This window comes from Siccibacter colletis, assembly GCF_025914095.1.
Classification (GTDB): Bacteria; Pseudomonadota; Gammaproteobacteria; order Enterobacterales; family Enterobacteriaceae; genus Siccibacter; species Siccibacter colletis.
In genome coordinates this window covers 1,295,658-1,313,238 of the sequence record NZ_CP074352.1, presented here as the reverse complement: position 1 = coordinate 1,313,238, position 17,581 = coordinate 1,295,658, and the positions used below count along the sequence as shown (strand labels likewise).

17 protein-coding genes and 1 pseudogene are annotated in these 17,581 nt (G+C 56.5%); 9 read left to right on the top strand and 9 right to left on the bottom strand.

The window, feature by feature from the left end; all coding sequences use genetic code 11:
* Position 1 precedes the first annotated feature (1 nt).
* Complete coding sequence (locus KFZ77_RS06320; RefSeq protein ID WP_264385762.1) at positions 2 to 181, bottom strand: regulator; 180 nt, start codon at positions 179 to 181, stop codon at positions 2 to 4.
* A 95-nt stretch (positions 182 to 276) separates the two neighbouring features.
* Between KFZ77_RS06320 and KFZ77_RS06315 the strand changes: the two genes are divergently transcribed.
* Both KFZ77_RS06315 and KFZ77_RS06310 read left to right on the top strand, forming a co-directional pair.
* On the top strand, positions 277 to 891 hold the full coding sequence (locus KFZ77_RS06315) for a phage repressor protein CI (protein ID WP_264385761.1): 615 nt from the start codon (positions 277 to 279) through the stop codon (positions 889 to 891).
* Positions 892 to 893: 2 nt separating this feature from the next.
* The gene (locus KFZ77_RS06310) at positions 894 to 2,570 is read left to right on the top strand and encodes a DUF4041 domain-containing protein (RefSeq protein WP_264385760.1); all 1,677 of its coding nucleotides are present in this window, start codon (positions 894 to 896) and stop codon (positions 2,568 to 2,570) included.
* A 208-nt stretch (positions 2,571 to 2,778) separates the two neighbouring features.
* On the opposite strand, the gene KFZ77_RS06300 is transcribed toward KFZ77_RS06310, so the two are convergent.
* On the bottom strand, positions 2,779 to 3,186 hold the full coding sequence (locus KFZ77_RS06300; RefSeq protein ID WP_264385759.1) for a hypothetical protein: 408 nt from the start codon (positions 3,184 to 3,186) through the stop codon (positions 2,779 to 2,781).
* A 259-nt stretch (positions 3,187 to 3,445) separates the two neighbouring features.
* A pseudogene (locus tag KFZ77_RS06295) lies at positions 3,446 to 3,787 on the bottom strand (GNAT family N-acetyltransferase); the annotation flags it as partial.
* A gap of 470 nt (positions 3,788 to 4,257) precedes the next feature.
* On the opposite strand from KFZ77_RS06295, the gene KFZ77_RS06290 reads away from it, so the two are divergent.
* Positions 4,258 to 4,629 carry a serine acetyltransferase gene (locus tag KFZ77_RS06290; protein WP_264385757.1) on the top strand — a complete coding sequence of 124 codons (372 nt, stop codon included), beginning with the start codon at positions 4,258 to 4,260 and terminating at the stop codon, positions 4,627 to 4,629.
* On the opposite strand, the gene KFZ77_RS06285 is transcribed toward KFZ77_RS06290, so the two are convergent.
* Positions 4,613 to 5,182, bottom strand: a complete 570-nt coding sequence (locus tag KFZ77_RS06285) for a TetR/AcrR family transcriptional regulator (protein ID WP_264385756.1) — start codon at positions 5,180 to 5,182, stop codon at positions 4,613 to 4,615. The genes KFZ77_RS06290 and KFZ77_RS06285 overlap by 17 nt on opposite strands.
* A gap of 105 nt (positions 5,183 to 5,287) precedes the next feature.
* Here KFZ77_RS06285 and KFZ77_RS06280 point away from each other — a divergent pair, with 105 nt between their 5' ends.
* Positions 5,288 to 6,490, top strand: a complete 1,203-nt coding sequence (locus tag KFZ77_RS06280; RefSeq protein WP_406678805.1) for an MFS transporter — start codon at positions 5,288 to 5,290, stop codon at positions 6,488 to 6,490.
* A complete protein-coding gene (locus KFZ77_RS06275; RefSeq protein WP_264385754.1) occupies positions 6,490 to 7,305 on the top strand; it encodes a Cof-type HAD-IIB family hydrolase in 816 nt (271 codons plus the stop codon). Before KFZ77_RS06280 ends, KFZ77_RS06275 begins: the two co-directional genes overlap by 1 nt.
* Before the next feature lie 148 nt (positions 7,306 to 7,453).
* Here KFZ77_RS06275 and KFZ77_RS06270 read toward each other — a convergent pair whose 3' ends face one another.
* Positions 7,454 to 8,689 (bottom strand): MFS transporter, encoded by a 1,236-nt coding sequence (locus tag KFZ77_RS06270; protein WP_264385753.1) that lies wholly within the window; start codon positions 8,687 to 8,689, stop codon positions 7,454 to 7,456.
* 369 nt (positions 8,690 to 9,058) lie between these two features.
* Here KFZ77_RS06270 and ybjG point away from each other — a divergent pair, with 369 nt between their 5' ends.
* The gene (ybjG, locus tag KFZ77_RS06265) at positions 9,059 to 9,667 is read left to right on the top strand and encodes an undecaprenyl-diphosphate phosphatase (RefSeq protein ID WP_264385752.1); all 609 of its coding nucleotides are present in this window, start codon (positions 9,059 to 9,061) and stop codon (positions 9,665 to 9,667) included.
* Between the two features lie 51 nt (positions 9,668 to 9,718).
* Positions 9,719 to 10,480 carry a DNA-binding transcriptional repressor DeoR gene (deoR, locus tag KFZ77_RS06260; RefSeq protein WP_031525130.1) on the top strand — a complete coding sequence of 254 codons (762 nt, stop codon included), beginning with the start codon at positions 9,719 to 9,721 and terminating at the stop codon, positions 10,478 to 10,480.
* Positions 10,481 to 10,489: 9 nt separating this feature from the next.
* On the opposite strand, the gene dacC is transcribed toward deoR, so the two are convergent.
* Entirely contained in the window at positions 10,490 to 11,695 is a 1,206-nt protein-coding gene (gene dacC, locus KFZ77_RS06255) for a serine-type D-Ala-D-Ala carboxypeptidase (protein WP_031525128.1), read from the bottom strand.
* A gap of 232 nt (positions 11,696 to 11,927) precedes the next feature.
* Between dacC and KFZ77_RS06250 the strand changes: the two genes are divergently transcribed.
* Complete coding sequence (locus KFZ77_RS06250; RefSeq protein ID WP_264385751.1) at positions 11,928 to 12,554, top strand: glutathione S-transferase family protein; 627 nt, start codon at positions 11,928 to 11,930, stop codon at positions 12,552 to 12,554.
* Positions 12,555 to 12,980: 426 nt separating this feature from the next.
* Here the strand turns inward: KFZ77_RS06250 and KFZ77_RS06245 are convergent, their stop codons facing one another.
* Positions 12,981 to 14,096 (bottom strand): PQQ-dependent sugar dehydrogenase, encoded by a 1,116-nt coding sequence (locus tag KFZ77_RS06245; RefSeq protein ID WP_264385750.1) that lies wholly within the window; start codon positions 14,094 to 14,096, stop codon positions 12,981 to 12,983.
* Between the two features lie 178 nt (positions 14,097 to 14,274).
* On the opposite strand from KFZ77_RS06245, the gene rimO reads away from it, so the two are divergent.
* A complete protein-coding gene (rimO, locus tag KFZ77_RS06240) occupies positions 14,275 to 15,588 on the top strand; it encodes a 30S ribosomal protein S12 methylthiotransferase RimO (protein ID WP_264385749.1) in 1,314 nt (437 codons plus the stop codon).
* Between the two features lie 71 nt (positions 15,589 to 15,659).
* Here rimO and gsiD read toward each other — a convergent pair whose 3' ends face one another.
* Entirely contained in the window at positions 15,660 to 16,571 is a 912-nt protein-coding gene (gene gsiD, locus KFZ77_RS06235; protein WP_264385748.1) for a glutathione ABC transporter permease GsiD, read from the bottom strand.
* A 2-nt stretch (positions 16,572 to 16,573) separates the two neighbouring features.
* On the bottom strand, positions 16,574 to 17,494 hold the full coding sequence (gene gsiC / locus KFZ77_RS06230) for a glutathione ABC transporter permease GsiC (RefSeq protein ID WP_264385747.1): 921 nt from the start codon (positions 17,492 to 17,494) through the stop codon (positions 16,574 to 16,576).
* Between the last annotated feature and the right edge of the window lie 87 nt (positions 17,495 to 17,581).

Here is a 17,581-nt window from a genome sequence, read left to right as displayed (position 1 = left end):
TTTAAGCAACGATGTTAATCATTACCTTTTCACGCTTCTTATCTTTGCACAGGCGGTGACGAGGCAACCGACCATCTGCAAGCATGTCGTTTATGGTGTCAACAGGCAGCCGAGTTAGCTCGCTATAGGGAGCAATTGTGACGTGCGATGTTTTCAGAGTGATTGAAATATAAGGGGTCATGATGCAACATTTCCTATTAGCTTGTGGTGAGCCGTTTGTAATCGTGATAAGTCCCCAAATGAGAACAGAACAGATACCAGGATCGCATAAGAGACATGCCATTCTCAAAGCACCCAAATGAGATCAAAATAAATCCCACTCAGGGTGGCAAAGCTGCGATTGAACGATTGGTAGAGGCTTATGGGTTTACAACACGACAGGCATTAGCCGATCACCTGGATGTCTCAAAGAGCACTTTGGCTAACAGGTATATGCGGGACACGTTCCCTGCCGACTGGATAATCCAGTGCGCCCTCGAAACTGGTATCTTTCTGAATTGGTTAACCTTTAGGCAAGGTGTAAAGCAAAGCTCGAAAACATCGACTACTGAAGAACTAGCGCAGTTTTCTTTCAATGCTGGCAAAATGATTGAAGATGGTTCTTGCGTTTTTGACACATCATTTCTTCCTACCAATCTTTCATCCCCGATTGTTGTAGGTGATGGCCGTACCATATACATCTGTGATCGAAAATTCACGGAGGTGTTAGATGGGCACTTGTTGATCAATGTTGATGGGAGCTATTCCGTTAGTCTGATTACGAGGCTGCCTAAAGGCATGATTAAAATCCCTACTGCAAAAAATAGTTTTGAGTGTGCTTTTTCAGATATAGAAGTTATTGTATCTATAAGAAGCACAACAGTTTCATACTTATTCAATAAAAGGATTTAACAATGGATTTGTTTCTTATCGTAGTTTTGCTGTTAGCCTTACTCGCCCCCATCCTGGCTGTCATTTTGCTAAAAAAGAGCAAACAACATAAGATCGAGATCGAGACAGTTAATGATCGCAACATAGCTCTTTCGAATGAATTGAGTGAAAGCCAAGAACATTTAGCTAACGCTATTCGAGAGCACTCTGAACTCGAAGGAAGAGCTGCTCCTTTGTGGCAATATGAAGAACTGCATAGTGCGGTTCTGGATGCAGAAAAGACGATAAAAACAGCAGACTCGATTGCTAAAAGCACAGTGAGTGAAGCACAACTTAAAGCCTCCAGCATCGTTTTAGAAGCAAATAACCAAGCACGACTAACGATAAGTAATGCCAACAACGAAGCAGTTGTGATAACTAAAGATGCTCGCGATGCTCGCTTAAAAGCCAAGGAACGATTGGATAACGCCAATAGTAGGGCCGATGAGCTAATCTCCATTGCTAATGATAACGCAATGAAAATAGTCGCTGATGCACAGAGCAGAGCAAAAGACATCGCTGGCTCTGCATATGAAGCGAAAGAATTTGCAGAAACCTACCAAGCTGTAGCCAAGTCAATGAAAAATAAAATTGAAGGTTACGGTGATGAATGGATTGTTCCAAACCGAAGCGTTCTGGATGAACTTGCAGAGAATTATGAGTTTACTGATGCAGGAAGAGAACTGCAAAAGGCCAGAGAGTTAACAAAATCTCTAATCAAAACAAGCAAAGCGGCAAACTGTGATTATGTTGAACCTAATAGACGTAATACTGCAATAAAATTTGTATTAGATGCATTCAATGGAAAAGTTGATAGTACACTCTCTAAAATAAAACATAACAATTACGGTAAGCTTTCCCAAGAAATTAAAGACGCATTTCAGCTTGTGAATTACAACGGCTCAGCTTTTAGGTCGGCTAAGATCACAGATATATACTTACAGGCCCGACTCAATGAACTGAAATGGGGCGTTGCCGTTAATGAAATTATGCTCGAAGAAAAAGAAGAACAAAGGCGCATCAAAGAGCAGTTGCGCGAAGAAGAAAAAGCACGTCGAGAATACGAAAGAGCGATAAAAGAAGCTGAGAAAGAAGAGAAAACAATTCAGCAGGCTATAGACAAGGCTACTAAAGAGCTGATGCTTGCAGGTAAAGAGCAACGACTCGCTCTTGAGCAAAAACTGGCTGAATTACAAATTAAATTCGAAGAGGCTGAGGCCAAAAACCAGCGTGCGATTTCGATGGCTCAACAAACACGTTCAGGTCATGTCTATGTAATTAGTAATATAGGTTCGTTCGGCGAAAATGTTTATAAAATTGGCATGACGCGACGCCTTGAACCTCTAGACCGTGTTCGTGAACTTGGTGATGCTAGTGTTCCATTCGCCTTTGATGTACATGCAATGATCTACAGTGATGATGCACCATCATTAGAGAGTCACTTGCATAAAGTATTCAATGAAAACCAGGTTAACAAGGTTAATTCTCGGAAAGAATTCTTTAATGTCGGCATTAAAGATATTAAATCAGCAGTAGCCAATATGAATATCGATGCACATTGGACGATGTTTGCAGATGCTAAAGAATATAGAGAGTCTCTCGCAATTGAGAATGAACGCTCAGCCGCGGAGGTTGCAAACAAAGAACTCGTTGTTGCCTGACATAGGTGACTTCACGGAATCATACAATGACCACTGTTTTTATATACAGTTACATTTAGCCCTCAGAAATGAGGGCTTTTTATGGCAGCACGAAAACTCGACACATGAAAATGGATTTGTGAATGCTACCCTGCTGGGCGTAGCGGTTGCCGCGTGCGTAAGCAGTTCGCCACCAAAGGCGAAGCAATAGCTACAATGGTTACATGAACTATTTTGTAGGGTAGTAAATTGTTCCCAATAGAATCATCATGTTAACATACTGAGCCATCTTGTAGATTAGCTGGTCGATTCTCTCGGGGAGGGTACTTCCATCCCAAGTTTGCAAGCTCCAACCGCCTCTTCCGATAGTGACTGTCAGCGCAATGTATGCTGAGGCTGCTTTGATGGTGTTCATCATTGAAAATTCGAACCGCCATAATGACCAAATCACAACCATTGCGGCGGCGAAAAACAAGAAATTAAATTTTGCAGCGGAACGTAGTTTTTTTCTTAAGTGGCATGAGGATTTGCTGAAGCCAGGGACAAGATACTCATTTGGGAAAAATTTCCTGACGAACCATTCAAACCCATTGCGAGGGGAAAATAGCATCAGTATTGAGGCAATAAAGAGTTTCATGGCTCACTCCAGTAGCCCTGTAGAAGGAAAGCCATTATAAACTTCACCGAAAGCAGTGGCTAAGTAACAAATGCCAAGTGGCGACAAAGTGGCGGCAGCGGTTGGCCTTGCCCCGTAATCGCCACTCCTTACCACTAACCTATTTACATAAATGTTTTTTTGTTGCCTCAAATCCATAATCTCTGAACTAAGGTTCAACATGACCTTACATCCTGCAGGCTCTCAACCAGTGCAGCTCAGCCTTGCATGCGAGCGCTCATCAACCAGCCCCAACCCGGCTAAACTGCTGCTCCGTCATCATCATTCCCCACTGGTCGCCCTGCCACTCTTTCGTTAGCGTAAAGCCAAAAGATTCATACAGACGGCGGGCGGCATTCAGGCCGCTGAAGGTCCAGAGCTGGACGGTGCTGAAACCCTGCGCGTCGCTAAACGCCATCGCTTCATTTAACAGACGCTTGCCGGTTCCGGTCCCGCGGCACCCTTCATCGAGGATAAACCAGCGTAAATACGCGTCGTTATTGCCCTGGTCCTGGCCGTCAATCTGATTGCATACCTCATGCAGCCGCCCTGCAAATTCCGCCAGCCCGGCGGCGCTCCTTGCTATCGAGATCCTGTCAACTACCAAAAAAATGGCTGACTTTTGGCTTTAGCTTTCCAGTAGACTATCGCCCATATCTGCGCTTTTTGTGCCTTCATCCGCAATATCACCCTATATGTCTAACCCTCAGATGCCATGCGGGGCATGATATCCGGCGCTACACCCACCTTGAGATTTCGGATTTAACCTGGCTGTAAAAAAGATGAATATCAGAGAGACTCCAGCGGCTCACGCGCAGGCCCGCGCTGATAAAGCGAGAGGACATTAAAATCAGTTACTTATTTGGATTACTGTTTGCGTTTTCCGACAAGGGCGCGGCGCTGAGAGAGTTCTGGCGCATTGAAGTTACCCGCAAAACGCATTTCAGCTGGCATCAGCTCTGGACCCACAGCCGCAACCGTCGGCGTAATTTTCTGCTGTGGTGGCGCCTGGCCAGCGAGATGTACGCCCACGGCAATAAGCAGCAGCGTAAAATGGCGAAGCGTATTAACGACGCGCTCAAGGATCGCTTCACTACTGATATCGGGTTGGGTGCGCGTATCGGCGCGGGTCTGCACATACCGCACCACACCGGGGTGGTTATCTCTGACAAAGCGCGCATAGGTAAAAATCTGGTGATCCGCCAGAACACCACCATCGGCGTGGTGAGTTCCATGGGGCCGGATGAGTACATTACGCTCGGGGATAACGTCGATATCGGGGCCAACAGCTGCATCATCGGGGCCATCACTATCGGCGATAACGTCACGCTGGGGGCGATGTCGTTCGTGAACCGCGATATCCCGGCAAACTGCACTTACATCACCCGTAAAACCTCAGACGCGATCATTAAGCCTGCGCACTAGCAGAGACCGGCCGCCCCGCTATTCTCCCCACCATTTCGCGTATCGCCGCATGGCTTAGCGGCGTCGGGTCCATCACGTAATGCAGCGTCATTCCTTCAATAAACGCGTCCAGCGCTCTGGCCGTTGGCACATCGAACCACTGCTCCAGCGTCTGCTGGCTGCGGTGCATCCAGCGCTGCATGATGGCGGTCAACGCCGGACGGCGGCTGGCGAAGGCGTACAGCTGGTACATCAGCTCCATATTGCGCGCGGTGGTCACCTGCCCTGCGGCGATTAACGCCGCAATGGCATCGCAGGCCTGGTCGGCATCCTCTACCCCCGCAAAGCTCGCCTGATACTGCCCGGACATGGCGAGCGTGAAGCGGGTAAACGCCTCTTCAAGCAGCGCATCCAGCCCCGAAAAATAGTAGGTCAGTGAGCCAAGCGGTACCCCGGCGCAGGCGGCGATTTTGCGGTGGGTGATGTTACCGATCCCGTGTTCCGCCACGGCGTCCAGCGTGCGCTCAAGAATAAGGTCCCGTCTCGTCAGGGGGTTATCGTGTTTTTTCGCCATACTTAACGACTGCAATCTCTTGTTGAGTTGTGTACAAATGTACACATCGTTGCTAGTGTTGTGTCAACTTTTTCTGCAGGTGGTATCGCTATGACGTCAAAGGATATGTCCGCTCATGCGCTGCGGCGTCGCTGTTGGGCGCTGTTTGCTTTCTTCTTTCTTCCCGGTCTGCTGCTGGCATCCTGGGCCAGCCGCACCCCGGCGATCCGCGATCTGCTCGGGGTCTCTACCGCCGGGATGGGGATCGTGCTGTTTGGCCTGTCGGTCGGGTCGATGAGCGGCGTGCTTTGCTCGGGCAAGCTGGTCAAACGCTTCGGCACAAAAAAAGTGATCCGTACCGGCATGCTGATGTCGGTGGCGGGGATGCTGGTGATGAGCCTGGCGCTGTGGCCCGGCTCGCCGCTGCTGTTCGCGCTCGGGCTGGCGCTGTTTGGCGGCGGGCTGGGGTCGGCGGAAGTGGCGATGAACGTCGAAGGGGCCATCGTGGAAAAAGAGATGGGCAAAACCCTGCTGCCGATGATGCACGGCTTCTTCAGCCTCGGCACCCTGGCCGGGGCCGGTATTGGCATGACCCTCAGCGCGCTGCAGTTCAGCGCCGTATGGCACGTCGGGCTGGCGGCGCTGGTCGCTATCGTTCCTCTTTTTATCGCCATCACCGCCATCCCGCAGGGCGTCGGGAAAAGCGGGAGCGAGGAGAGCACCGGCCACAGCGAGCATACCCGCCCCTTCTGGCGCGACGGGCAGTTGATGCTGATCGGTCTTATCGTGCTGGCGATGGCGTTCGCTGAAGGTTCGGCCAACGACTGGCTGCCGCTGTTGATGGTGGACGGACACGGCTTCAGCCCGACCTCCGGCTCGCTCATCTACACCGGCTTTACGCTGGGCATGACGCTCGGGCGCTTCTGCGGCGGCTGGTTTATCGACCGCTACAGCCGCGTATCGGTGGTACGTGCCAGCGCGCTGATGGGGGCGTTGGGCATTGGGCTGATTATCTTCGTCGACAGCGCCTGGGTGGCCGGCGTCTCGGTGATCCTCTGGGGGCTTGGCGCGTCGCTCGGCTTCCCGCTCACCATCTCGGCGGCGAGCGATACCGGCCCGGACGCGGCAACCCGCGTCAGCGTGGTGGCGACTACCGGCTACGTGGCCTTCCTGGTCGGGCCGCCGTTGCTCGGCTTCCTCGGCGAACACTTCGGGCTGCGCAGCGCCATGCTGGTGGTGCTGGCCTTTGTTATCTGCGCGGCGCTGGTGGCGAAAGCCGTGGCGCGTAAACCTGATTCGGAACATAACCCTTCAACGGAGGCTTGCTGATGGCCGTGAAAATGATCGCTGTCGACATGGATGGCACCTTTCTCAACGATGATAAAAGCTATAACCGCGCGCGTTTTCTGGCGCAGTACGCGCGCATGAAGGAGCAGGAGATCCGCTTCGTGGTCGCCAGCGGCAACCAGTACTACCAGCTCATCTCCTTCTTCCCGGAGATCGCCCATGAGATCTCATTTGTGGCGGAGAACGGCGGCTGGGTGGTGAGCGAGGGCCGGGATATCTTCAACGGCGAGCTGAGCGGCGAAGAGGTGCAGACCGTGCTCGATCATCTCCAGACGCTGCCCTGGGTCCAGGTGATCACCTGCGGCAAAAACAGCGGCTATACCCTCGCCAGCTATGATGATGCGTTTAAGCGTATGGCGGCGCGCTACTACCACCGGCTGGAGCTGGTGGAGAGCTTCAACAATATCGACGACATTTTCTTTAAGTTTGCGCTGAACCTGCCGGACAACGAATTGCTGAAAACTATGGATGACCTGACCACCGCGCTGGAAGGCATTGTGGTGCCGGTGTCCAGTGGGCACGGCTCCATCGATCTGATCATCCCCGGCGTGCACAAGGCCAACGGCCTGCGCCTGTTGCAGCAGCAGTGGGATATTAAGGATGAGGAAGTGGTGACCTTCGGCGACGGCGGGAATGATGTCGAGATGCTGCGTCAGGCGGGATACGGCTTTGCGATGCGCAATGCGCCAGACCGCATCAAGGCGGTAGCGCCCTATCAGGCACCGGCTAATAACGAAGAGGGCGTGCTGGAGATTATCGACCAGATCCTCGACGGCAAGCCGCCGTTTGATCGGTAAACTGCGCCCCGGCAGCAGCCGTGAAAACGCTACCGTGGCGTCATTTTAGGGGAAACACCGGGATTTGGTCCCCGGAGGGGCGCCGAACCCGGTGGTCGCCCCGTGTATCTCGATCTGAACGGAGCTGCGTTGCAACGAACCCGGCGCCTTACTGCGGCTGTAACCCGCTGCCCACGCGCTTATCGCGCAGAAAAATCACCATCAGCCCGAGCCACAGAATGCCGCAGGCGAGGTTGAACAGGCTGAACAGCCCGTTGCCGCCGCCAACCCACGCGTGCTTGCTCACCTCAATGCCGACGGTGAAGATCAGCATCTGCAACATGCCCATGGCTGCCGACACCGTGCCTTTACTCATGTCGCTGGCGAACAGCGTCAGGCGCACCAGCCCGGCGTTAGCAAGACCAATGCCGAAGGCATAGACGCTCAGCCCGGCGGTCATCCACAGATAAGCGTGCGCCGAGAACACCGTGGCGAACGCCGCCAGCACCAGCCCGAACACAATCGGCCCGCCGCCAAGAATAATCAGCGCGCGCACCGTGCGACGTGCCGTCAGCTTCGCCAGCACCAGGTTACCCACGATCAGCGCCCCGAAAATCGGTACCTGCAACAGCCCGTATTCATAAGTGCTCAACCCTTCCCCGCTGATGATGATCACCGGCGACTGAGCAATCCACGCCAGCAGCGGCAGGCTGACAAAGCCAATCCCCAGCGACCCGGCCACGAAGCGCACGTTTTTCAGCACCAGCTTATAGTCGCGCCACAGCTCTTTTATGGAGAGCTTCTCGCCGAGCCGGGTCGCGGTTTCCGGCATCGCCTTCGCCAGCCCGAAGAAGGAGATTGCCGCCAGCACCGCGAACAGCACAAACATCATCTCCCACGGCGCGACGTGTATCCAGGCGGCCCCCACCAGCGGCCCGAGCAGCGGCGCAATCAGCGCCACGTTCGCCATCAGCGCCGTGATCTTGATGCACACCGCCTCCTCGAACGACTCCTGGATGGCCGCATAGCCCACCGCACCGATAAAGCAGAGGCTGATGCCCTGCAGGAAACGCAGCGCGGTAAACTGCTCGATGTTTTGCGCCAGCAGCGTGGCAAGGCAGGTGACCATAAACCAGATCACCCCGGCCAGCATCACCGGACGACGCCCGATGCGGTCCGACAGCGGCCCGAGCAGCCACTGCAGGAACATGCCGCCAGCAAGGTAAGCCGTCATTGACGTTGGCACCCACTCAACGCTGGCCTGATACTGCTCGACCACCGTCAGCATGCCGGGTTGGATCATATCGTTGCCGATATAGGTTGAGAACTCATACAGCACCAGACACAGCGGGAACAGCAGCGCCTGACGCCCAAGGCGTTTAGCAGACAGGTGATTGTTTTCCATACCGACTCTTTATCCACGATTTTCGCGCAGAGTGTAATGAAATGGCCGACACAGCGATACTACATTCTGGTCGATTTTCCCGTTTCGCGCCGCCGTTTCATTCCCGTTAAGGATCCTTTAAGCCAGTGGCGTTACGCTGGCCCTGCATGACCTCAGCGTTTAGCTGCAACTGTCTGATTTTCCCTGTCCTCAGGGCAAACCAGGAGTATGCCGCTGTTAGCTGTCGCGCGTAGCTTTTATGCTGTGCGACTTTTCCTTCGTGCTGCGCTGACAGCGCGTTTCACCCGTAAGGGCTGGCGGGTACGGCTGGAGCCGTATCCGGTGGTGGGCATCCGCTCGCTGCCTGTTTTATCTGGAGAGTGTTTCACGATGATGGAAGACCTTAACCACACGCTGTTTTATCTGCTGAATGCCACGCCAGCCTCCCCACAGTGGCTGATCCACTTCGCCACCTGGGCGGCAAAGGATCTGATTGTCGTTGCCCCGCTGCTGGTGGTGGCGCTCTGGCTGTGGGGGCCGCGCCGCCACGTCGGGCAACAGCGGGTGATGGTAATGAAAACTGCGCTGGCGCTGATTTTCAGCGTGGCGCTCTCCTGGACGCTCGGTCAGCTGTTCCCGCACGATCGGCCCTTTGTCGAAGGCGTGGGCTATAACTTTCTGCATCACGCCCCCGACTACTCTTACCCCAGCGATCACGGCACGGTTATCTTCACCTTCGCACTGGCGTTCCTGTGCTGGCACCGTCTGTGGTCCGGCGTGCTGATGGGCGCTGTGGCGCTGCTGGTCGCCTGGTCGCGGGTCTATCTTGGCGTGCACTGGCCGCTGGATATGCTGGGCGGTCTGCTGGTGGGTATGGTGGCCTGTCTGGCGGCGCAGATGTGCTGGCATCACGCCGGGGCATTTATTGCTCAGATGGCGCTGCGCGCGTATCGCATCTGCTTTGCTCTGCCGATCCGCAAGGGCTGGGTGCGTGACTAACCCCGTTGCGCCGGGTAACATGATCGGCTGAAACATTCAGCGTGAGGCATCATGGAAACACGGCGCGACGAGCGAATCAGCCAGCTCATTCAGGCATTAAAACGCCGCGACAAACTGCATCTTAAAGAGGCCGCCGCCCTGCTGGGGGTATCTGAGATGACTATTCGTCGCGATCTCAATGCCCACAGCGCGCCGGTGGTGCTGCTCGGTGGCTATATTGTGCTGGAGCCGCGCAGCGCATCCAGCCACTATCTGCTGAGCGATCAAAAAACCCGTTTTGTCGACGAGAAGCGCAAGGCCGCCGCCCGCGCCGCCGCACTGGTGCGCCCGCATCAGACGCTGTTCTTTGACTGCGGCACCACCACACCGTGGATCATCGCCGCGCTGGATGACGACCTGCCGTTTACCGGCATCTGCTATTCCCTTAACACCTTTATGGCGCTGCAGGAGAAACCCCATTGCCGGGTGATCCTCTGCGGCGGCGAGTTTCACGCCAGCAACGCCATCTTCAGGCCGCTCAACTTTAACGAAACCCTGCGCAACCTCTGCCCGGACATCGCTTTTTTCTCTGCCGCCGGGATAACCCCACGCCAGGGCGTGACCTGCTTTAATCTTGATGAGCTGCCGGTTAAACACTGGGCGCTGGAGCACGCGCAGCAGCACGTGCTGGTGGTGGACAGCAGTAAATTTGGCGAGATTCGCCCGGCCTGCATGGGGCCGGTCAACGCGTTCAGCCTCATTGTCACGGACCAGCGTCCGGACAATGAGTTTGTGGCGTTCGCCAGAGACGAAAACGTAGAGTTGCTGTGGTAGGAGAGTGGATCAGGAGAAAAGATCGCCGAACCACTGATTAAGCTTGAGCTGTACCATATCCCAGATCCGGCTGAAGAAGCCGCCCTCTTCCACCGCTTCCATCACCATCAGCGGATGCTGCTCGACGGTTTTGCCGTCGAGCTGATAATCGATGCGCCCTACGACCTGGCCTTTTTTCAGCGGCGCGGTGAGCTGCGGCTCGTTTAAGGTAAAGCTGGCTTTCAGGTTACTGAGCTGACCGCGTGGAATGGTGATGGCGGTGTTATCTCCGGTACCGAGCTTCACCTCCGGGGTATTACCGAACCAGACGCGCTGGGACACAAAGGTGCTGCCGGGTTTGATCGGATTGACGGTTTCGAAGAAGCGGAAGCCCCAGGTCAGAAGCGACTCCGACTCGCGGAAGCGAATCGCATCGGTTTTAGTACCCAGCACCACGGAAATCAGGCGCATATCGCCCTGGGTTGCCGAGGCCACAAGGTTATAGCCTGCCCCGGCGGTGGTGCCGGTTTTCATGCCGTCGACGTTGAGGTTGCTGCTCCACAGCAGGCGGTTGCGGTTCGGCTGGCGGATATTGTTGAAGGTGAACGATTTCTCTTTGTGGATGGCGTACTCTTCCGGCACGTCGCGGATCATCGCCTGAGCAAGCTTCGCCATATCGCGCGCGGTGCTGAACTGCCCCGGCGCATCAAGGCCATGCACGGTTTTAAAGGTGGTGCTGGTGAGTCCTAGCTGGCGCGCGTAGCCGTTCATCAGGCCGATGAACGAATCCTGACTGCCCGCCACGTAATCGGCGATGGCAATGCTGGCGTCGTTACCTGACTGGATGATGACGCCTTTATTCAGGTCCGCCACCGAAACCTGATCCCCCGGCTTGAGGAACATCAGCGAGGAGCCGCGCAGCGCCGGATTACCCGTCGCCCAGGCGTCTTTCCCCACGGTTACCATATCACTCAGCTGAATCTTTCCCGACTTCAGCGCGTGGCCTACCACGTAGCTGGTCATCAGTTTTGTCAGGCTCGCCGGATCGAGTTTTTCATCGGCGTTGCCTTCGGCCAGCACTTTACCGCTGGCGTAATCCATCAAAATCCAGGCACGGGCTTCCAGCTGCGGTGGTGCCGGTGGTTCGGCGGCGTGCGCCGCTGGCATCATGCATAACAGCAGCGCGCCCGACGCTGCCACACCCCTGAACGTTGATAAAAAAGAGAAAAAGGTCATAGGTCTCACCCGAGGTCCGTTCCAAAAATCATTACAAATCACCTGATTAGGCTAAGCGGTGAGTAAACCGCACAAATAGCCCCAGGGAAACAGCATGGAAGTAAAGTTTTTAAAGTTTATGCGAGGGCGCTTAAACAAAAGCGCAAGCGGGGCAAATTCCCGGCAACTGTTGCGTATTTGTTATGATTAGCAGACGATGGGTTAAGCCAAAAAAACCTCACAGGAGATGCGCATGATTACCATCTGGGGCCGGGGCAACTCGACCAACGTAAAGAAAGTGCTGTGGTGTCTGGAAGAGCTGGAGCTCCCCCACAACGTGATCCCCGCCGGCGGCGCCTTCGGCATCAATAACACAGCTGAATACCTTGAGATGAACCCGAACGGTCTGGTGCCCTGCCTGCGCGATGATGAGTCCGGGCTGGTGCTATGGGAGTCCAACGCTATCGTGCGCTACCTGGCGGCAAAATATGGCCAGAATCGCCTGTGGATCGACGATCCGGCTGCCCGCGCCCAGGCGGAAAAATGGATGGACTGGACGGCGGCCACCCTTGCCCCGTCGCACCGCAAAATTCTCATGGGGCTGGTGCGAACGCCGCCGGAGCAGCGCAATCAGCAGGAGATCGATCGCGGGATTGAGGAGTGCAAGGCGCTGTTCACCCTGCTGGATCGCGAGCTGGCCCGCCAGCCGTGGTTCTCCGGCGAGGCGTTTGGCATCGGGGATATCGCGGTCGCGCCGTACATCTGGAACCTGTTCAACTGCGGGGTGAGCTGGCCGTCATATCCGCACCTTGAGCGCTGGCGCGAGCAGCTTGCAGAACGTCCGACGTATCAAAAGGTGGTGATGATCCCGGTGACGTGAGTGGGGCATCCGCCGTTTGGGGTGTGGGATCTATGGGATTGCGGTGCCGGTTCCGTTCACCGTGGCACCGCGCTTACATGGAAACACCGCCGCTCGTGAACGGGTGAAGGGGGCTCGCCGCCGCCCCCTTCACCATCCCGGCTCCCGGCCACTAAAACCGGCCCTGGGGGCTGCCCTTGCCTCCGGCGTTTCGCTTCCGGTCGGGCGCGATACCCCATCCCGGGGCTCGCGCCCTCTGGCGGTTCCCGACCGCCAGCCCGGACTCAACGCCTGCGGCGCGGCGGTTTTGATGCCGGATGGAGCCATCCCTCCGGCATGGGTGATTTGTTTTTATGGTGGGTGCGCGTTGCTTACCCACCCTACCACTGCTGCCATCCCGTAGGATGGGTAAACGCAGTGCACCCACCGTTTGCCTGCACCCACCTTTTACTGCGGGCTGACCCGCAGCAGTTCGCCGTCGGACTCATCGGTTAACACGTACAGGTAGCCGTCCGGGCCAACGCGCACGTCGCGAATACGCTGGCCGCGATCGTCGAGAATGCGCCCATCCTCGGTGACCTTATTGCCGTTCACCGTCATCTGAATCACGTTCTTATCCTTGAGCGCGCCGATAAACAGCTTATTTTTCCACTGCGAGAAGCGGTCGGCATGGTAGAACGCCATACCGCTTACCGCCGGAGAGTGCTTCCAGTAATAGACCGGCTGTTCGGTTCCGGCGACGATCTCCCCTTTCGCTTCGGGAATAGCGAACCCGCTGTAGTTGATGCCCCAGGTTGCGATCGGCCAGCCGTAGTTTTTCCCCTTCTCGGGAATGTTGATCTCATCCCCGCCGCGCGGCCCATGCTCGTTGAGCCACAGCGCATTGCTCCACGGGTTAATCGCCATCCCCTGCGGGTTACGAATGCCGTACGACCAGATCTCCGGCCGGTGATTCGCCTTGCCCACATAAGGGTTGTCGTCGGGAATACCGCCCGCTTCGGTCAGGCGCACCAGTTTACCCTGCAGTTTATCCAGCTCCTGCGCGGTGGGCCGCTGGTTGTTCTCACCCAGCGCAATATAGAGGTAGCCTTTGCCGTCAAACACCATACGGCCGCCGAAGTGGTTGCCGGTCGAGAGCTTCGGTTGCTGGCGGAACATCACCTTAAAATCCTCCAGCCGGGAGAGATCGTCACTCAGCCGTCCCACCCCGGCGGCAGTTCCCGCCTTGCCGTCGGCATCCGCCTCCGAGAAGCTGAGCCACACCTTACGGCTCTGGGCAAAATCCGGGGCCAGCACCACATCCAGCAGGCCGCCCTGGCCGTTGGCCCACACGGTCGGCACGCCGCTAATCGGGTCAGATAAGCCTTTGCCCGCCTGCCAGTGGCGCAGCTGGCCGCCGCGCAGGGTGATCAGCATTCCTTTATCTTCAGGCAAAAATGCCAGCGACCAGGGGTAATCAAGTTTGGTTTGCAGCACTTCAACCTTCTCTCCGGCGGCGCTGGCCTGCCAGGTCAGGGTGAGCAGCAGCGTGGAAAGCAGTAAACGGCGGGCGGGGATCGGCATCATAGTCTCCTTTGCGATATCACCCGATAAGGGTAGCCAGCCAGCCGGGAGAGAGAACAATTTTTACACAATCTTAATCTTAGCCGCCGGGGCCATTAACCATCAGTGGAGCCTTGTGCTAAACCCGTGTAGAATCTGCCGGTTTTTTCTTTTCTGTTTACTTTGTGAGCGTATAAGCATGCAACAACCGCGAATTGGGTTTGTCTCCCTCGGCTGCCCGAAAAACCTCGTCGACTCCGAGCGCATCCTGACGGAACTGCGCACCGAAGGCTATGACGTGGTGCCCCGCTACGACGATGCCGACATGGTGATCGTTAACACCTGCGGCTTTATCGACAGCGCGGTGCAGGAGTCGCTGGAAGCCATCGGCGAAGCGTTGAATGAAAACGGCAAGGTGATTGTGACCGGCTGCCTGGGTGCTAAAGAAGATCAAATTCGCGAAGTGCATCCTAAAGTGCTGGAGATCACCGGGCCACACAGCTACGAGCAGGTGCTCAAGCACGTGCATCACTACGTGCCGAAGCCGCAGCACAACCCGTTCCTGAGCCTGGTGCCGGAACAGGGCGTGAAACTGACGCCGCGTCATTACGCCTACCTGAAAATCTCTGAAGGCTGCAACCACCGCTGCACCTTCTGCATCATCCCGTCGATGCGCGGCGATCTCGACAGCCGTCCGATTGGCGACGTACTGGCCGAAGCCAAACGTCTGGTCGAAGCTGGCGTAAAAGAGCTGCTGGTGATCTCCCAGGATACCTCCGCCTACGGCGTGGACGTGAAGCACCGCACCGGCTTCTGGAACGGCGCGCCGGTGAAAACCAGCATGGTCAGCCTGTGTGAGCAGCTGGCGAAGCTCGGCGTCTGGGTGCGTCTGCACTACGTTTACCCTTACCCGCACGTGGATGACGTGATCCCGCTGATGGCGGAAGGCAAAATCCTGCCCTACCTCGACATCCCGCTGCAGCACGCCAGCCCGCGTATCCTGAAGCTGATGAAGCGTCCTGGCTCCGTTGACCGCCAGCTGGCGCGCATCAAGCAGTGGCGCGAGGTGTGCCCGGAACTGACCCTGCGCTCCACCTTTATCGTCGGCTTCCCCGGTGAAACCGAGGACGATTTCCAGATGCTGCTCGACTTCCTGAAGGAAGCGCGTCTGGATCGCGTGGGCTGCTTCAAGTACAGCCCGGTGGAAGGCGCAGGTGCTAACGATCTGCCGGACCAGGTGCCGGAAGCGATCAAAGAGGAGCGCTGGAACCGCTTTATGCAGCTGCAGCAGCAGATCTCTGCTGAGCGCCTGCAGGAGAAAGTGGGCCGCGAGATCCTCGTCATCATCGATGAAGTGGACGAAGAAGGTGCCATTGGCCGCAGCATGGCCGATGCGCCGGAAATCGACGGCGCGGTCTATCTCAACGGTGAAACTAACGTTAAACCCGGCGACGTGGTGCGCGTGAAGGTTGAGAACGCCGACGAGTACGATCTGTGGGGCACGCGCGTATAAGCGTGTGAACCGGAAAAAGGCTGCCACTGGCAGCCTTTTTTATGGGTCGTATAAGCCCGCTCGGCGGAAAATTACCCTTTTATCTTCGGATCGAGTGCGTCACGCAGGCCATCGCCGAGCAGGTTAAACGCCAGTACGGTAAGGAAGATCGCCAGGCTCGGGAACAGGGCCACGTGCGGTGCCATCACCATATCGGCCCGCGCCTCGTTGAGCATCGCGCCCCACTCCGGCGTTGGCGGCTGTGCGCCGAGGCCAAGAAACGACAGGCTGGCGGCGGAGATGATCGAGGTGCCGATGCGCATGGTGAAGTAGACCACGATCGAGGAGACCGTACCCGGCAGAATATGCCGGAACAGGATGGTACGATCGGATGCCCCGATGCTGCGCGCCGACTCGATAAAGGTCTGGTGTTTCAGCACCAGCGTGTTGCCGCGCACCAGACGGGCGAAGGCGGGAATGCTGAAGATCGCCACCGCGATAATCACGTTCGCCATGCCGCTACCCATCACCGCCACCACCGCAATCGCCAGCAGGATGCCGGGAAAAGCAAACAGCACGTCGCAGATGCGCATAATGATGCGATCCCACCAGCCTTCGTAATAACCCGCCACCAGTCCCAGCACGGTGCCGATCAGCGCGCCAATCAGCACGGCAAACACCCCGGCCGCCAGCGAGATTTGTGCGCCGACCAGTACCCGGCTGAAAATATCCCGCCCCAGCGAATCCACGCCAAACCAGTGCACCAGCGACGGGCCTTCGTTCAGCCGGTCGTAGTCGAAGTAGTTGGCAACATCGTAGGGCACAATCCAGGGCGCGACGATCGCCACCAGAATCAGTATCAGCACAAACGCGCCGGCAACCAGCGCGGTCGGTTGACGTTTGAGCCGCCGCCAGAACTCCCGTCCTGGGGTGCGCACGCTGTCGGGGCGCAGGCCGGGCATCGCGTTGAGGATCGCCTGTCGACGCCAGTTAAAAAGTCGCATCCTTATTTGTACCTGATAGCCGGGTTAATGGCGGCGTAGAGCACGTCCACCACTAAGTTGATAAGTATAAACTCCAGCGAAAACAGCAGGACTTCTGCCTGAATCACCGGATAGTCGCGCATCTCTACCGAGGCCACCAGCAGACGCCCCAGCCCCGGCCAGTTGAACACCTGTTCGACGATAATCGAGCCGCCGAGCAGAAAGCCGAACTGCAACCCCATCATAGTGACGACCGGGATCATGGCGTTGCGCAGCCCGTGCTTGAGGATCACCCAGCGCTCGCTCAGCCCTTTGGCGCGCGCGGTGCGCATGTAATCTTCGCTCAGCACGTCAACAAACGAGGCGCGGGTAAAGCGCGCCATCACCGCGGCCACCCCCGCACCCAGCGTCAGCGACGGCAGAATGTAGTGCTGCCAGCTGTCGGCGCCTACCGTGGGCAGCCAGCCGAGCTGCACCGAAAACACCTGCATCAGCAGCATCCCGAGGGCAAACGCCGGGAAAGAGATCCCGGTGACCGCCACCGTCATGCTCAGCCGATCCGGCCAGCGGTTGCGCCAGACGGCGGCGATAATGCCGGTGATAAGACCAAACAGCATCGCCCATGCCATGCTGGTCAGCGTCAGCCACAGGGTGGGCATAAAGCGGCTGGCGATCTCCTCGGACACCGGACGGCGCGACACCATCGAAAGGCCGAAGTCGCCCTGCAGTACCGAGGTCATGTAGTGCCAGAACTGATACCACAGCGGCTGATCCAGCCCCAGCTGCTGGCGTACCAGGGCAATCACTTCTGCGTCCGCTTCCGGCCCGGCAATCAGCCGCGCCGGGTCACCGGGCAGCATATGAACAAATAAAAATACCAGCACCATCACGATGAACAGCGTCGGTATCAGCCCCAACAGGCGCTTTATGACGTAATTAACCATGCATAACCTTTGTTGCGCCTCGTGTTTACCGATCATGGCGGGTGCGCGATGCTTACCCGCCCTACGGGGTTATGTTTTACCTGTGGT

What these genes read in the sequence shown, in the direction of transcription:
- KFZ77_RS06275 (WP_264385754.1), top strand. Translation starts at nt 6,490, where the DNA reads ATGGCCGTGAAAATGATCGCTGTCGACATGGATGGCACCTTTCTCAAC.
- KFZ77_RS06310 (WP_264385760.1), top strand. Translation starts at nt 894, where the DNA reads ATGGATTTGTTTCTTATCGTAGTTTTGCTGTTAGCCTTACTCGCCCCC.
- gsiD (WP_264385748.1), bottom strand. Translation starts at nt 16,571, where the DNA reads ATGCGACTTTTTAACTGGCGTCGACAGGCGATCCTCAACGCGATGCCC.
- rimO (WP_264385749.1), top strand. Translation starts at nt 14,275, where the DNA reads ATGCAACAACCGCGAATTGGGTTTGTCTCCCTCGGCTGCCCGAAAAAC.
- deoR (WP_031525130.1), top strand. Translation starts at nt 9,719, where the DNA reads ATGGAAACACGGCGCGACGAGCGAATCAGCCAGCTCATTCAGGCATTA.
- KFZ77_RS06300 (WP_264385759.1), bottom strand. Translation starts at nt 3,186, where the DNA reads ATGAAACTCTTTATTGCCTCAATACTGATGCTATTTTCCCCTCGCAAT.
- KFZ77_RS06315 (WP_264385761.1), top strand. Translation starts at nt 277, where the DNA reads ATGCCATTCTCAAAGCACCCAAATGAGATCAAAATAAATCCCACTCAG.
- gsiC (WP_264385747.1), bottom strand. Translation starts at nt 17,494, where the DNA reads ATGGTTAATTACGTCATAAAGCGCCTGTTGGGGCTGATACCGACGCTG.
- KFZ77_RS06270 (WP_264385753.1), bottom strand. Translation starts at nt 8,689, where the DNA reads ATGGAAAACAATCACCTGTCTGCTAAACGCCTTGGGCGTCAGGCGCTG.
- KFZ77_RS06245 (WP_264385750.1), bottom strand. Translation starts at nt 14,096, where the DNA reads ATGCCGATCCCCGCCCGCCGTTTACTGCTTTCCACGCTGCTGCTCACC.
- KFZ77_RS06290 (WP_264385757.1), top strand. Translation starts at nt 4,258, where the DNA reads ATGGCGAAGCGTATTAACGACGCGCTCAAGGATCGCTTCACTACTGAT.
- KFZ77_RS06280 (WP_406678805.1), top strand. Translation starts at nt 5,288, where the DNA reads ATGTCCGCTCATGCGCTGCGGCGTCGCTGTTGGGCGCTGTTTGCTTTC.
- KFZ77_RS06285 (WP_264385756.1), bottom strand. Translation starts at nt 5,182, where the DNA reads ATGGCGAAAAAACACGATAACCCCCTGACGAGACGGGACCTTATTCTT.
- dacC (WP_031525128.1), bottom strand. Translation starts at nt 11,695, where the DNA reads ATGACCTTTTTCTCTTTTTTATCAACGTTCAGGGGTGTGGCAGCGTCG.
- KFZ77_RS06250 (WP_264385751.1), top strand. Translation starts at nt 11,928, where the DNA reads ATGATTACCATCTGGGGCCGGGGCAACTCGACCAACGTAAAGAAAGTG.
- ybjG (WP_264385752.1), top strand. Translation starts at nt 9,059, where the DNA reads ATGATGGAAGACCTTAACCACACGCTGTTTTATCTGCTGAATGCCACG.
- KFZ77_RS06320 (WP_264385762.1), bottom strand. Translation starts at nt 181, where the DNA reads ATGACCCCTTATATTTCAATCACTCTGAAAACATCGCACGTCACAATT.